This window comes from Rhizobium mesoamericanum STM3625 (assembly GCF_000312665.1).
Taxonomy (GTDB): Bacteria; Pseudomonadota; Alphaproteobacteria; order Rhizobiales; family Rhizobiaceae; genus Rhizobium; species Rhizobium mesoamericanum.
The window spans coordinates 1,239,938-1,254,445 of the sequence record NZ_HF536773.1 but is presented as its reverse complement, the minus strand read 5'-3'; the positions used below and the strand labels follow the sequence as shown (position 1 = coordinate 1,254,445).

Sequence of the window (14,508 nt, the reverse complement as noted above, 5' to 3'; positions counted from 1 at the left end):
AAAGCTCCCGAACGTTGCCGTCACGGAAGCCCTTCTCATAGGTTAGCAGCTAGAGAATCGCATTTCCGGGAATCGCTGTCAAGAGTTGGCACCAATCTGGTGAGGGGATTTCTTTTGCCTTCAAAAGGTGAAGGTGATGGAAACAGGAAGTGTGACGACGCCTTTCGGGCGGCGTGCGATGACGCTTGGCATGCTCGCCAGCCAGAAGGCGGCAAGCGAGCTTCAGGCGGATCAATCGGTCGATAAGTGGAAAATCTACCGGGAACTCTGCGCGGCCAAGCCTCTACTTGGCGTGACGGATCGCGCGCTTGCGGTGCTGAATGCACTGCTCAGCTTCTATCCGAAGAATGTCTTGTCGGAGGAAAATGGCCTCGTCGTGTTTCCGTCGAACGAACAGCTTTCGCTGCGCTCGCACGGCATGGCCGAACAAACGATCCGCCGTCACCTGGCTGTGCTGGTCGATGCCGGGTTGATCATTCGCAAAGATAGCCCAAACGGCAAACGATACGCCCGCAGGGCGCAGGAGGGTGAGGTTGCGGAGGCATTCGGCTTTTCACTGGCGCCGCTTATCGTGCGCTCGGAGGAGATAGAGCGCCTGGCAGCGGAAGTGGTTGCCGAGCGGCTTCACCTCCAGCGATTGCGCGAACAGCTCAGCCTCTGCCGGCGCGATGTCGCTAAGCTGATAGAGACGGCCATAGAAGAAGAGTTGGCAGGCGATTGGGAAACCGCCTATGGCTATTTCAGGGCATTGGTGGACGCCTTACCGCGTACGCCGACGAGCGAGCAGATCGTTACGGCGCTGGAAGAGATGCAGACGCTACGCGAGGATATTACTAACAGACTGGAAACGCTGCTTAAAGCAAAGGAATCGAGCGGCAATCCCGCTCAAAATGATCGTCACATACATAATTCAAACCCCGAATCTATTACTGAACTTGAACCAGCTTTAGAAACAAAGCAGGGAGCGAACTCGAGATCCGGGGTTGAGCGTCGTGCTGAGGGAGCGAGCCAGGAGCAGACGCGTGACGATCGAAATGCTCGCCGCCCGGCGAATGACAGTGGCGGCCTGAAATCGTTCCCGCTCGGACTGGTCCTGCAGGCCTGCCCCGACATGGCGAGCTACGGGCCCGGTGGCTCTATAGCGAATTGGCGGGATATGATGGCCGCGGCTGTCGTGGTCCGGGGGATGCTTGGCGTCAGCGCTTCGGCCTACGAGGAGGCGGCGGCGGCGATGGGTCCGGAGAATGCAGCAACGGTCATGGCGTACATCCTCGAACGTGGCGGCCATATCAACTCGGCGGGTGGTTATCTCAGAGATCTGACGCGTCGCGCGGAAAGGGGCGAATTCTCCATCGGTCCGATGTTGATGTCGCTGGTGCGAGCGCGTGGCGGCGGCGCGCGCCAGGCTGGGTAGTGGTTTAGCGGTCGGTTATTGGGAGATCGGGTTTCATTACAAAATGACCGACTGCTAAAGTTGGCGCCAGGAGATGCAGCGGGCGCCAGGAAATCGCGGCGGTGCAAACAGCGCTGCAGTCCTCTGTTCCGCAAAAGAGCAGGTGGGCCAACGTGATGAACGTGTCGCGGTCATGACGACAGGATTTCTCGTCCATGGGCTCGGAGGATGACGAAGTCCTCGAGCCGGATGCCGAAGCGACCCGGAAGATAGATGCCGGCTCAATCGAAAACACCGTGCCCTCTTCCAGGATCGTCTCGGAGGTTGCTGTGATATAGGGTGGCTAATGGCCTTCGGTACCCGTACCGTGACCGGTGCGAAGGGCGAAGTAGTCACCACAGCCCGAGTCCGAAATAACCTTGCGGGCGGCAAACTCGATCTCCTTTGTAGGAACCCCCGGTTTGGCGGCCTTCAGCGCGGCCTCGATGGCCCTTTCGACGATCGCGTGAATTTCGTGACATCCCTCGGGTAGCAGGCGATCACCGTCATGCGGGTGACGTCACTCGGGAAACCGCTCTTCCGACCGCCAATGTCGATGACGATCGTATCGCCTTCCTCGATGGTTCGATCGATTGCGGAATGATGCGGGAACGCTCCGTTCGGGCCTGCTCCGACAATCCAGAATGCAGGTACAGCTCCCTCCGACAAAAAGGCTGTGCGGATCTCCGCAGCGACCTGCCTTTCCGCCATCCCGGGTCGGATCGTTGCGAAGGCGGCAATCGCGGCATTCATCTTCAGTTTGTAAAACTCGGCCTCATCCTTCTTCATCCGCAGGCCATCCAGCGTCGGCGGCATGAAATCCTGGAGGGTGTCGGCGGGAAGCACTTTCAGGAGGAGGAGCGCGAAATCGGCGCGCATCGTTTCGTCGAGCGCGGCCCGTCCACGCGCGGGCGCGCTGATCACGTTCAGTGCGTCGGCAAGCGCGTCTGTCCGTCCCTGGTCGTCGGACCAGTCGAAGAATTGGGCGTAGGTGAACGCACGTGATCCTTCGGCATTCAAGGCCGGCATTAAGAAGGCTTTCCTTTCCGGCGCGATGAGAAGGAGGCATGGGCGCTCATCGGGATGCGAGTGGAAGCCGACGAACCACTCCATGTGAGAGCCGGGAGCGATCGCCACCAAACCCGTGCGGTTTCGCGCATACGCTGGCGGACCTCAGCCGACCAATCGGTACCCTTGCGCCGCCTGTTTTCGCTGCCGGAACTGTGAGGAGCCGAACGCTTACCTGGAGTGTCAGGCACAAATTGTAGAGCGGCTATTCTACGCCGGGCGGGCGTGAATAGGTTCCGCGCGATGCCAGTTTTCCAGGATCCGGCCATCGGTATGGGTCTGCCTTGCCCAACGGATGCCGTTCGAGATGACCTTGTGGACCGTCTTGTCGTGATAGATCGGATAGGTCTCGTGGCCGGGACTGAAGAAGAAGATGCGGCCACGCCCACGCTGCCACGTGCAACCGCTTCGGAACACCTCGCCACCCGAATACCAGGAAATGAAGACGAGTTCGTCGGGCTGCGGAATGTCGAAGGGCTCGCCATACATTTCGGACGCGTTGACCTCGAAGAAGGGCGGCAGTCCTTCGGCGATCGGATGCGAGGGATTGACGACCCAAACGCGCTCTAGGTCGCCTTGCGGCGTCTCGCGCCAGGAGAGATTGGCGTTGGTGCCCATCAACCGCCGAAACAGCTTGGAATGATGCCCGGAATGGAGGACGAGAAGCCCCATCCCCTTGAGCACGCGCTGTTGGATGCGGTCGATTAGGCCGTCGCTCACCTCCTCATGGGCCATGTGGCCCCACCACAAAAGCACGTCGGTATCATTGAGTAGCGAATCGGGCAGGCCCTCGTGCGGATCGTCGAGCGTGCCGCGGCGGATTTCGAAATCGGGGTTGGCGATGCCGGCCGCGATCGCTCCGTCGATACGGGCGGGATAGATTTCCTGAACCTCCTTGTGGAGTTGCTCGTGGCGGCCTTCGTTCCAGATGGTGACCTTGATTGTCATGGTATCCTCGATGTTATGAAGCTTGTGGCGGGCGGATGACGCGGCCGGCGGAATCGAACAGGTGGCAGGCCAAGGTATCGACCGCGAGGGACACGCGATCACCCGGTCGCAACGTGATGTCACCTTCGGAGCGGACGACGATCGGCTGTTCCTGCGAACCGACAGTCATGTATGTCTCGACGCCCAGCCGCTCGACGATCATGACCTCGGCCGAAAAGTCGCCCTGCCCTTCCGCTGCGATCTTCAGGTGCTCCGGCCGGATGCCGAGAGTAGCCTCACCCTGTGGCACGATCCTGCCCGCGTCCGGCAGGTCTATCGAGAGACCGAGCGGGCTCTGGACATGGGCGTGACCGGCCGTCGATCTGGTGATCGCGACCGGGATGGTGTTCATCTTCGGAGAGCCGATAAAGGTTGCTACGAATTCGTTGTCAGGCTGATGGTAGAGCGTCATTGGCGCACCCTGCTGGGCAACGACACCCTTGTTGAGGACGACGATGCGGTCGGCCATGGTCATGGCTTCGACCTGGTCATGAGTCACGTAAACGACCGTTGCCTTCAGCTCGCGATGCAGGCGCTGTAACTCGGCACGCATCTGCACGCGCAGCGCGGAATCGAGATTGGACAAGGGCTCATCGAACAAGATCAGCGACGGCTTCTTGATGATCGCGCGTCCAATGGCAACGCGCTGGCGCTGGCCGCCGGACAAGACAGCGGGCCGGCGGTCGAGATAGTCGGTCAGTTGCAGGATCTCGGCGACCCCCTCAACCTGACGGCGGATTTCAGCCTCCGGAACCTTCTTCAGGCTGAGTGAGAAGCCGATATTCTCGGCCACGGTCATGTGCGGATAAAGGGCGTAGGATTGGAAGACCATGGCGATGCCACGCTTGTCGGGCGGCACGTCATTGATCCGCTTGCCGTCAAGCATGAGGTCGCCATCGTCGATGCCCTCAAGACCGGCGATCATGCGCAGCAATGTCGATTTTCCGCAGCCGGACGGGCCGACGAAAACCGCGAACTCGCCGTTTTCCACTGTGATGTCGACGCCCTTGATGACCTCCAATGCACCGTAGAATTTGCGAACGTTCCTGAGATTGATCATCGTAGAGCTCTTTCTGGTGTCAGCCTTTGACGCCGCCTGCAAATGTCTGCACGAGGAAGCGACGTGCAAAGCCGAAGGCGATGACTGCCGGCAGGAGGTAGATAAAGGCGAGCGCCGCAAGCAGGCCGTAGTCGATCTCGTTGATGCGCAGGAATGCGCGGAACAGGCCAAGCGGCAGGGTCTGCAATTCTGGCGAAGAGAGGAAAATCAGCGGCAGCAGGAAGTCGCCCCAGGCAGACATGAAGGCGAACAGTCCGGCGGCGGCCAATCCCGGCAGCGCCAGCGGGATTAGCACACGGCGAATGCGCTGTATGAGGGTCGCGCCGTCCATCAGCGCCGCTTCTTCGTAGTCGCGTGGCAGGCCGTCGAAGAACGTCTTCATGATCCATAGGGCCAATGGCAGCTGCATTGTCGCAAGCACGAGGATCAAGCCGAGATAACCATCGATGAAACCGGTCCAGCGCATGATCGGCCGAGTGAATTCGCCGAAGATCGGCCTCAGAATAGCACCTTCAGCATTGTTCAAGGTCAGCAGGAACTTGTAGAGCGGCACAACGAGCGCCGTCGGCGGAAGGACACGGATCAATAGGATGGCATAGAGAAACGGCAGCTTCCACCAAGCTCGGGTTCGCGACAGCGCGTAGCCGCCAAGGCCGGCCAGCACCATCACCAACACGGTCGCACCACCGACGACGAAGAGCGAGTTGAACAGCCACTTCGCGCCGTCCTCCTTGGTAAAGACGCGCAAGTAGTTCGCAAAGCTCCATTGCTCGGGCCAGCGAAGGAACAGCTGCGCGTTGCCGTCGAAGGATGCGAGAAGCACCCAGAAGAAGGGAACGGCGCAAAAGATCGAGATCAGCGAAAGCGTTGCGTAGGCAAGCAGGTCCGATCGGGTCTTGTTGGCATTTTCGCTCGGGGAGATCACCGACATCTTAGACTTCCACCTTCATAGCCCTGACATAGCCGACCCCGAGAATTAGGGAGATCAGTAGTGCTACGACGGCGACCGCTGCTCCGTAACCGAGTTGGAATGCTGTGAAGGATTGATTGTAAATGTAGATGCTGACCAGCTCTGTCGCCCCGCCGGGGCCGCCGCGTGTCAGCGCGTAGACGAGGCCGAACACGGCGATGGTCGAGACGGCTGAGATCAGCATGTAGAGAAGGATCGTCGGCATCATCAGCGGCAGGGTAATGCGGCGGAACATCTGCGAAGGCGTTGCGCCATCCATGCGGGCAGCCTCATAAATCTCATTTGGGATGGTGCTCAGACCAGCAGTCAACAGGATCATCGCTGTGGCGATCCCGCGCCAGGTGTTGACGATGATGATCATCGACAGCGGAAAGACCTGAAGCCAGTCGGCCGGCGTCACGCCGAATAGGCTGACGATGCGGCTGAGCGTTGCCTGCTCGCCTCCGGCCAGCATCGAAATCCACATGAAGCCTGCAACCACCTCTGGCGCTGCGTTCGGAAGAAGGATGATCGAAGAGAAGAGGCGACTGAAATGGATGCGACGACGCAGCGCCATGGCCGAGACGAGGCCGAGCACGAATTGTCCGATGACTGCGGAGCCGACAACAAACAGGAAGGTGACGAGCAAGGAGTTCCAGAACTTCGCGTCGTCCAGAAGCCGCGCATAATTGCGAATACCGACGAAGCGCGGCCGCAAAGCGGCAGCCCCAGTCAGCGCTTCATTGGTGAAGCTCAGATAGACGGAGTAGAGCGCGGGATAGATCACGAAGGCCAGAAGCAGGGCAAGCGAGGGCAACAGGATCAGAAGAAGCTGCCGTTCGGCGCGCCTTTCGTGGACGTTTCGGGCCATGGAAAGCTCTGTAACTCATTCGGAAGGGAAATCTGGAAACGCGGGTGGGCCCGCGTCTCCCTCGCATTGAGTAAGTCGATGCTTACTTTACGACCTCGTCGCCGAGCGTTTCCTTGACGTAATCGACCAGGATTTTCTGTGCACCGGCCGCGTCGGTTTCCTTGCGCAGCAGCGCTTCTGTTGCGCGGGCAACACCTTCGGAAACCGTGCCGAAGCCGGAAGCCTGCTTAAGGAAGGTCCCGTTCTCGGCTGCGGCATGGATCGGAACGAGCTCCGTCAGCTTCTGGAAGTCGGCGTTCTTAGCCGCGTCCTTGCTCGACGGGATGTTGCCGATACGGGCCGCATAGGAGACCTGCGTCTCCACCGAACCAATCTCCATCAGCGCCTTCTTGGCCAGTTCCACGTTGGCGGACTTTGAATTGACGGCCCATGGGGCTGCAAGGTTGGCGAGAACATACTGACCGCCGGTCTGGCCGGGAACAGTCCAGGTGCCGACGACCTTGGTCACCTCAGGAATGGGGTTCTTGCTTTCACGACCCCAGTCGAAAATGTAGCACCAGGAACCGCAAGTGGTTGCGGCAAGCTTGCCGGCCGGGAACATCTGATACTTCGGCACAACCCAGGGCTCTGGTCCGAGCAACGGCTGTGTTGGCATTAGGTCATTATCGATCAGCTGCTTGTAGACATCAAAGACATCCTTGATGCCCTCACCATTCAAATCGAGCTTACCGTCGGCATCGACGAGCTGCGGCGTCTTGGAACCGACGACCAGATGCTGGAAGCCTTCATCGAAGGCGCCGCTTCCCCAGGAAACGCCGGCCGGGAAGAGCAGACCATAGGCCCCGGTCTTTTTCTTGATTTCCGCGGCGCGATCGAGCAGTTCCTTCCAGGTCTTCGGCTGTTCGGTCGAGATGCCGGCCTTATCGAGAACGTCCTTGCGATAATAGATTTCCTGAATGCCGAGCATGAATGGCATGACATAGGTTTCGCCATCCGGGCTGACGGCCAATTGCTTGGCGACATCATAGAAATTGGCGTAGCTGTCCCATGCTTTGATTTCCTTCGTCACCGGCGCAAGGTAACCAGCCTCGACCATGTCAGCGACGGCGGCCGTCGTCGGGATAGAAAAGAGATCCGGGGCGTTGCCGGCGCCAAGCTCAGTCAACAGCTTCGTCAGGTAGTCCTTGTCAGGCGCAGGGTATTCGACGACCTCGACGGTCACACCGTATTTCTTTTCGATCTTCTCGACCGTCGACTTCATGGCGTCGATGCCGGCCTGCCCGTGATTGGCAATTCGGATTGTCTCGGCATGTGCCAGCGTGGAAACCGCGCTGAGCAGAATGGCGCACAGGCCACCAATGACCGTCTTCTTCAACGGAAGTCCTCCCTTTTGGTTCGCGGCGCCCTCCAGCACCACAGTCGAAAATGTACACGCAATCCAATGGCTGGCAAGATGGTTTTTGATTGCGTTTTGCTCGTAGTGCTAATGCATTGAAGTTGCGTGATTTAATAGATCTTGTCTTCATTGGGTCATTTGTGTAACCGTTTACACACTGCATTTGGGAGGATTTTTCATGTCACGAAAATTGCGGCTTGGCGTCATTGGCGCAGGCCTGAAAGCGGCCGAGTATGCGGCAAGCTGGGCACGCATGCCCGAGATCGAATTTGTCGCGCTTGCCGATACGATCCCCTCCTCTCGCCAGCGCCTGATCGAGGTATGCGTTGCCGCTGGATCAGTCGCGCCGAAGAGCTTCGACGATTACCGGGAGATGCTGGCTTCCTGCCGAGCCGAGCTGGATGCCGTCTATGTCTCCACGCCACATGCGTTTCATGGTGAGCAGGCAACGGCTGTCGCGGAAGCCGGCCTCGACCTCTTCCTTGAAAAGCCGATGGTGACCACGGTGGCGGAAGCCGAGCGGCTGATTGCGGCGCAGAAGAAGAGCGGTGTGACCATTGTAACCGCTTTCCAGGGCGGTCTTTCGCCCCTGGTGATCGACACGCGCAAACGGGCGCTTGCCGGGGAGTTCGGCGATTTGATTGCTATATCGGGGATGATCTGGGAAAGCTGGTCCAGCAACTATGACGGTCACTGGAAGCAACAGCCGGCGATTTCAGGCGGCGGTTTCATGTTCGACACCGGCGCGCATATGATGAACACTGTCTGCCTGCTGGCCAACTCAGACTTCGTGAGCGTGTCGGCCTACATGAACAATCACGGTAAGGACGTCGACATAGCGACGGCCGTTTCAGCCCGCCTCAAGAACGGCGCGCTGGCGACGCTGACAGCTGCAGGCGAGGGTCCTCCTGGCTGCGCCTCCTACATCACCTTCTTCTATTCGAGGGCAATCGTTCGCATCGATGCCTGGGGCGGATGGCGCGAGATCAGCGTCGGCAGCAATGCCGAGCCGCGCGAAGAGGCGGAAATTCTCGGCAATCCGATGAAAAACTTCCTCGCCATTCGCGAAGGGACAATGGAAAACACCGGCTCCGTTGAAATGGGGCTGCGATTCGCTAGGCTCTGGGATGCAATCAAGGAATCGGCTGCGGCAGACGGTGTGCCCGTCAGGATAGCCGCGCCATAGGCGTGGAATATGGAATGAACAAGCGACGGATCACCTCGAAGGAACTGGCAAAGCTCGCCGGGGTATCGTCTGCTACGATCTCGCGAGCCTTCTCACCCGACTCCAGGATCGGAAGTGCAACGCGCGACCGCATCCTGGCCGTTGCTCGCGAGTATGGTTATCAGCCAAACGCCATTGCGCGCTCACTCAACAACCAGCGATCGAGGCTGGTAGCGCTGGTGGTTAACGCGATCGGCAATCCGTGCGAGGCAGAGGAGCAGCAGCTTCTCGTCCATCGGCTGCAGGCAAGGCAACTTCTGCCTATCATTCTGTGCTGCGCCGATCACGACGATCGGCTGCAGCTCATGCGGCTTGCCTCCACGTATCAGGTGGACCACGTTGTCGTCTTTTCCGACATGGTGTCGATGCAGGATGCCGTTGATATCTTCCATACGACGAAGCCGATTATTGTTTCTTTTGAACCACTTGAGAACGAGAAGGTCTCGAGCATTCGGATCGACGGGTCAGCGGCGGCCGACGAAATCATCGACAAGATCGTGACCGATGGAAAAAAGCGCTTTGCTTATCTCTCGGGCACCAAATCCAGCTGGATCGACAAGCTGCGCCGCAAGTGGTTCGCTGATGCGCTTGCCAGGCGCGGGCTGACGCTCCAGGCCGAGGCCTTCGGCGACTACGGCTACGATTCCGGTTTCAAGGAAGCTGTCTTGCTTCTTCACCGCGCCAAGGTGGATACCATCATCTGCGGCAATGACGTCATGGCGATCGGCGCGCGCGATGCGGCACGGCGCGTACTCGGGAAGAACACGCCCGATGATATTGCCATCGTCGGACAAGACGGGATCGCGATGGCGGCATGGGACTGCAACGATTTGACGACGTTGAGCCTCGACCACGCGGCCTTTATCGACGCAGTTATGGAGCTCATCGAACGCCATGACGCCGAACTAGAAGGCCCCCACAGCATTACTCTGACCTGCACGGCCCGCTGGGGCTCGACTGCGTAGGAAAGAGTTATCGAGATCGCGCGATCACAAGGTCTTCCGCCTCTTCGCGGCTCATACCAAGAACAGCCCTGCCTATGTCGAAGTTGAAACCGTTGCGTGAAAACGCCGCCATCTCCTTGGTCACGCAGTCCCGATCGCCGTCGCCTCGCCGAAATGGCCCGAAGGCGCGTCTGCGCGCGAAGACCACGGCGGCCAGCAAGTCGTCTGCTTCATCGAGTGCGGCGGTGATGGTTTCTCGATCGATACCCTTCTGTGACAGTTTCTGAGCAATGTGTCGCTTCGATCTGCCATTTCGAACCCCGGAGCGCGTCCTGATTTCAGCATAGGCAGTATCGTTGAGGCCCGCATGCTCGTAGGCGAATGCGACGGCCGAGTCCGCAATCGCCTTGAGTTGCACCTCGCTGATGTCTGTGAATTTTTGCTTCGCCTTTCGGATGATGGCATCGAACAGCTGCCGTTCCGTCATCATCTGCCTCTCGAGTCGATAGATCGTCGAATTTCTGGCCCACCTCAGCATGCGTACTGTCGGGATATCGGATGGTGTCGGCTCGTCGCTCACGGTTGAATGGCGTCCTTATTGCTTACCTGTGAGAGGAGCCAAGCGGTGAACGCCAGGCCGAGCGCGTGTTCTCGCTTACCATCCGGCGTCACCACGTAGTAGTTATTCTCGGTCGACATGGGGCGGTCGACAATGATTTTCAGTTTGCCGGAGCTCAGCTCTTGTTCGATAAGATACAGTGGCAGAAGCGCAAACCCCATCGCCATTGAGGCAGCTTCGATGATCATCGAAAACTGGTCGAATCGGTTGCCTCGATAAGACGGATCAGCGTCGATGTCGCAGTGTTCGAACCACTGGCGCCAAAGTCTCGGGCGCGTCGCCAGATGCAGGAGAGGCTTGTCTACAAGTTCCGCCGCGCTCGCGACTGGATCAGATTGCAGCAGGGTGGGGCTGGCAACGGGAACGATCTTTTCGTCGCAGAGAAAAGTGCAGGTTGCGCGTGCCCAGATCGGCTTGCCGTAGTGGATGGCAAGATCAAAGCTTTCCTCCTCAAAGTCGAACGGTTCTGAGCGCGACGCTATGTCGACGAGGGAACCTGGATGGGTCGCCAGAAAATGTGGCAGCCGAGGCGTCAGCCAGCGACTGCCGAATGTCGGCAAGGTGGCAATCGCAAGGGTTGCCGTGGCGCCGGAGGCAGCCCGGATCATCATCTCTTCCGTCTGGTGCAACAGCCGCCGTGCCTCCGGCAAAAGTCGCTTGCCGGCTTCCGACAGGATCGCCCGCTGCCGTACCCGTTCGAACAGGAGGACACCGAGCTGAGTTTCCAGGTCCTTGATCTGCCGGCTGATGGCGCTTTGGGTCAGGTTCAGTTCGAGGGCTGCCCTGGTGAAATTGCCGTGGCGGGCGGCCGACTCGAAGGACTGCAGTGTGGTCAGGTCAGGCATAAGCTTTCGAGGCAAAGTCATTCCGAAACCGCATCATCTTAGCTTCATTTATCGTTATTCATCTACTCCACGCGCGATATGATCGCAATCCAGAATGAACTCTCCCAACTGGCACTGCGAGATAAATATGTCGACCAGAAGTTTCGTCTCCTCCTGCAGCATCCGCTCAGCATTTTCCGCGGCCATGTCGGCCATGTATCGGACCGAGGTGCCCGCCTACGGCACGCTGATGGATATTGTGGCCAGGGTGAACACGGCAACGCTTAACGCCGATCCGGCGCTTAAGCACAGGCTTGAAGAAACCGATTCCCTGGAGCGTGTATCAGAAGAGCGTCACGGCGCCATTCGTCTTGGAACGGCTGCAGAACTTGCGATGATGCGGCGCGTCTTTGCCGTAATGGGCATGTTTCCGGTCGGTTACTACGACCTCAGCGAGGCCGGGGTGCCGGTGCACTCCACCGCGTTCCGGCCGGTTGGCGATGCGGCCTTGAAGCGCAATCCGTTTCGTGTCTTCACGTCCCTGTTGCGTCTGGACCTGATTGCTGACGAGGCGCTTCGCGCCGAAGCCGAGACGATTCTGCAGAAGCGCCAGATCTTCACCGCCAGCGCTGCCGAACTCACCGAAAAGGCCGAACAGCAAGGCGGTCTCGACGCGGACGATGCCAAGCGCTTCGTTGCCGAGGTTCTGGAGACTTTCCGTTGGCACAATCAGGCCAAAATCGACCTCGCCATGTACAAGCGCCTGCACGATGCGCACCGGCTGGTCGCCGATGTTGTCTCCTTCAAGGGCCCGCACATCAATCACCTGACGCCGCGCACGCTCGATATCGACGAAGTGCAGCGCCTGATGCCGGAATATGGCATTGCGCCGAAGGCTGTTGTCGAGGGTCCGCCAAGCCGCCGCTGTGCAATTCTGTTGCGGCAGACGTCGTTCAAGGCTCTCGAGGAAGCCGTCTCTTTCCAGGATGCGGACGGGACCTGGCAGCAAGGCACACATACGGCTCGTTTCGGGGAAATCGAAAGCCGCGGTATCGCCCTGACACCGAAGGGCCGCGGCCTTTACGACAAGCTTCTGACGGAGTCACGCAAGGTCGTGCGCCCGGCAGCCGATGGCTCGAACGCTAGAGCTTATGAGAAGGCGCTTGCCGATGCGTTCGTGCCCTTCCCGGACAGCTGGGCGGAAATACGCGACCAGGGCCTTGGCTATTTCCGCTACTCGCTTACCCCGAAGGGCCGGAGCACGATTGGCTCGGCTGATGTCAGCATTGATCAGCTTGTCGCGGATGGTCTCGTCTGCTTCGACCCGATCGTCTACGAGGACTTCCTGCCCGTCAGCGCGGCTGGCATCTTCCAGTCCAACCTCGGCGACGAGGCGGCGCAGGAGTTTGCCGCAAACCCCAACCAGCAGCGCTTCGAGCGCGATCTCGGCGCCTCGGTTCTCAACGAATTCGATCACTACGCCGGTATCGAGGCGCAATCGATCGCCGAGTGCCGCGCCCTTCTGAGCGCGGCACAAGCGGCTGAGTAAGGCGACAGCTGAAACCGACAACCCTCCCGAACATCAAAGAGTTTTCACATGACCATCGCAGCAAGAACAGTGAATGTGACCCAGGAAACCGTCGCACTTCTCGATAAGATCGGCGTCGATAAGGCGCTCTACACCGGCGGAGACATGGCCTCCTATAGCCCGGTCACGGGTGATCAGTTGGCCGCCCTGAAGACGGACAGCCGTGACGCCGCGAGCGCGAGGATCGAAAAAGCTGCCCGCGCCTTTCAGGCGTGGCGCCTTGTTCCCGCGCCCAAGCGCGGCGAGCTCGTTCGCCTGCTCGGCGAGGAACTGCGCGCGGTGAAGACGGAGCTTGGCCGACTGGTGTCGATCGAGGCCGGCAAGATCCCGTCAGAGGGTCTTGGTGAAGTGCAGGAAATGATCGACATCTGCGATTTCGCCGTCGGTCTGTCCCGCCAGCTCTACGGCCTGACGATCGCAACCGAACGCCCCGGCCATCGGATGATGGAAACCTGGCATCCGCTCGGTGTCGTCGGTGTTATCTCCGCCTTCAACTTCCCGGTCGCCGTGTGGGCCTGGAACGCCGCGCTGGCGTTGGTTTGTGGCAATGCCGTCGTCTGGAAACCTTCGGAGAAGACGCCGCTGACCGCGCTCGCCTCGCAGGCGATCCTGCAGCGTGCCATTGCCCGTTTCGGCGAAGCGCCGGAGGGTCTGAGCGAAGTGCTGATCGGTGATCGTGCCATCGGCGAGGTTCTGGTCGATCATCCGAAGGTACCGGTGGTATCCGCGACGGGCTCGACCCGCATGGGTCGGGAAGTCGGTCCGCGGCTGGCGCGCCGCTTTGCGCGTTCGATCCTCGAACTCGGTGGCAACAACGCGGGTATCGTTTGCCCGTCGGCCGATCTCGACATGGCGCTGCGCGCCATCGCCTTTGGCGCCATGGGCACGGCAGGCCAGCGTTGCACAACGCTCCGCCGACTCTTCGTGCACGAGAGCATCTATGACCAGCTCGTCCCGCGCCTGAAGAAAGCTTATGCCAATGTCTCGGTCGGCAACCCGCTCGAAACGACGGCGCTCGTCGGCCCGCTGATTGACAAGCTTGCCTTCGATGGCATGCAGAAGGCACTCGGTGAAGCGAAGGCCCACGGCGGTGCCATCAACGGCGGTGAGCGCGTCGCAATGCCAAACGACAATGCTTACTACGTCAAGCCGGCGCTGGTGGAAATGCCCGCGCAGGTCGGCCCAGTGCTGGAAGAAACGTTCGCGCCAATCCTTTACGTCATGAAATACACCGACTTCGACAAAGTGATCGAAGACCACAACGCTGTCGGCGCCGGCCTCTCCTCGTCGATCTTCACGCTAGACCTTCGGGAAGCCGAGCGTTTCCTCTCGGCCGACGGATCCGATTGCGGTATCGCCAACGTCAACATCGGGACTTCGGGTGCCGAAATCGGCGGAGCGTTTGGTGGTGAGAAGGAAACCGGCGGCGGCCGCGAGTCCGGCTCTGACGCTTGGAAGGCTTACATGCGCCGCGCCACCAACACGATCAACTACTCCAAGGCTCTGCCGCTTGCGCAGGGCGTCTCCTTCGAAATCGAGTAGGAG

At 59.6% G+C, this 14,508-nt stretch carries 14 protein-coding genes; 5 read left to right on the top strand and 9 right to left on the bottom strand.

The window, feature by feature from the left end; translation table 11 throughout:
* The first annotated feature begins 136 nt into the window (after window positions 1-136).
* On the top strand, window positions 137-1,414 hold the full coding sequence (gene repC / locus BN77_RS26105; protein WP_007537812.1) for a plasmid replication protein RepC: 1,278 nt from the start codon (window positions 137-139) through the stop codon (window positions 1,412-1,414).
* 322 nt (window positions 1,415-1,736) lie between these two features.
* Here the strand turns inward: repC and BN77_RS35585 are convergent, their stop codons facing one another.
* The 7 genes from BN77_RS35585 to BN77_RS26075 form a co-directional block, all read right to left on the bottom strand.
* Window positions 1,737-1,868, bottom strand: coding sequence for a M24 family metallopeptidase (locus BN77_RS35585; protein WP_280109955.1), 132 nt, complete (start codon window positions 1,866-1,868; stop codon window positions 1,737-1,739).
* Window positions 1,865-2,545, bottom strand: coding sequence for a M24 family metallopeptidase (locus BN77_RS26100; RefSeq protein WP_007537811.1), 681 nt, complete (start codon window positions 2,543-2,545; stop codon window positions 1,865-1,867). The genes BN77_RS35585 and BN77_RS26100 overlap by 4 nt, the downstream gene beginning before the upstream one ends.
* 165 nt (window positions 2,546-2,710) lie before the next feature.
* On the bottom strand, window positions 2,711-3,448 hold the full coding sequence (locus BN77_RS26095; RefSeq protein WP_007537810.1) for a ThuA domain-containing protein: 738 nt from the start codon (window positions 3,446-3,448) through the stop codon (window positions 2,711-2,713).
* A gap of 13 nt (window positions 3,449-3,461) precedes the next feature.
* Complete coding sequence (locus BN77_RS26090) at window positions 3,462-4,547, bottom strand: ABC transporter ATP-binding protein (RefSeq protein ID WP_007537809.1); 1,086 nt, start codon at window positions 4,545-4,547, stop codon at window positions 3,462-3,464.
* Between the two features lie 19 nt (window positions 4,548-4,566).
* On the bottom strand, window positions 4,567-5,478 hold the full coding sequence (locus BN77_RS26085; RefSeq protein ID WP_007537808.1) for a carbohydrate ABC transporter permease: 912 nt from the start codon (window positions 5,476-5,478) through the stop codon (window positions 4,567-4,569).
* A gap of 1 nt (window position 5,479) precedes the next feature.
* Entirely contained in the window at window positions 5,480-6,367 is an 888-nt protein-coding gene (locus BN77_RS26080) for a carbohydrate ABC transporter permease (protein ID WP_007537807.1), read from the bottom strand.
* A gap of 82 nt (window positions 6,368-6,449) precedes the next feature.
* Window positions 6,450-7,742, bottom strand: a complete 1,293-nt coding sequence (locus BN77_RS26075; protein ID WP_007537806.1) for an ABC transporter substrate-binding protein — start codon at window positions 7,740-7,742, stop codon at window positions 6,450-6,452.
* A gap of 199 nt (window positions 7,743-7,941) precedes the next feature.
* Here BN77_RS26075 and BN77_RS26070 point away from each other — a divergent pair, with 199 nt between their 5' ends.
* A complete protein-coding gene (locus tag BN77_RS26070; RefSeq protein ID WP_007537805.1) occupies window positions 7,942-8,949 on the top strand; it encodes a Gfo/Idh/MocA family protein in 1,008 nt (335 codons plus the stop codon).
* Window positions 8,950-8,963: 14 nt separating this feature from the next.
* Window positions 8,964-9,953 carry a LacI family DNA-binding transcriptional regulator gene (locus BN77_RS26065; protein WP_007537804.1) on the top strand — a complete coding sequence of 330 codons (990 nt, stop codon included), beginning with the start codon at window positions 8,964-8,966 and terminating at the stop codon, window positions 9,951-9,953.
* A gap of 7 nt (window positions 9,954-9,960) precedes the next feature.
* Here BN77_RS26065 and recX read toward each other — a convergent pair whose 3' ends face one another.
* Together recX and BN77_RS26055 are read right to left on the bottom strand one after the other, a co-directional pair.
* The gene (gene recX / locus BN77_RS26060; RefSeq protein ID WP_007537802.1) at window positions 9,961-10,512 is read right to left on the bottom strand and encodes a recombination regulator RecX; all 552 of its coding nucleotides are present in this window, start codon (window positions 10,510-10,512) and stop codon (window positions 9,961-9,963) included.
* On the bottom strand, window positions 10,509-11,417 hold the full coding sequence (locus BN77_RS26055; protein ID WP_040678482.1) for a LysR family transcriptional regulator: 909 nt from the start codon (window positions 11,415-11,417) through the stop codon (window positions 10,509-10,511). The genes recX and BN77_RS26055 overlap by 4 nt, the downstream gene beginning before the upstream one ends.
* Before the next feature lie 106 nt (window positions 11,418-11,523).
* Here BN77_RS26055 and hglS point away from each other — a divergent pair, with 106 nt between their 5' ends.
* Window positions 11,524-12,924: a 2-oxoadipate dioxygenase/decarboxylase HglS gene (gene hglS / locus BN77_RS26050; protein ID WP_040678479.1), complete on the top strand. Its 1,401-nt coding sequence runs from the start codon at window positions 11,524-11,526 to the stop codon at window positions 12,922-12,924.
* Window positions 12,925-12,972: 48 nt separating this feature from the next.
* Complete coding sequence (gene amaB, locus BN77_RS26045) at window positions 12,973-14,505, top strand: L-piperidine-6-carboxylate dehydrogenase (protein WP_007537799.1); 1,533 nt, start codon at window positions 12,973-12,975, stop codon at window positions 14,503-14,505.
* Window positions 14,506-14,508 lie beyond the last annotated feature (3 nt).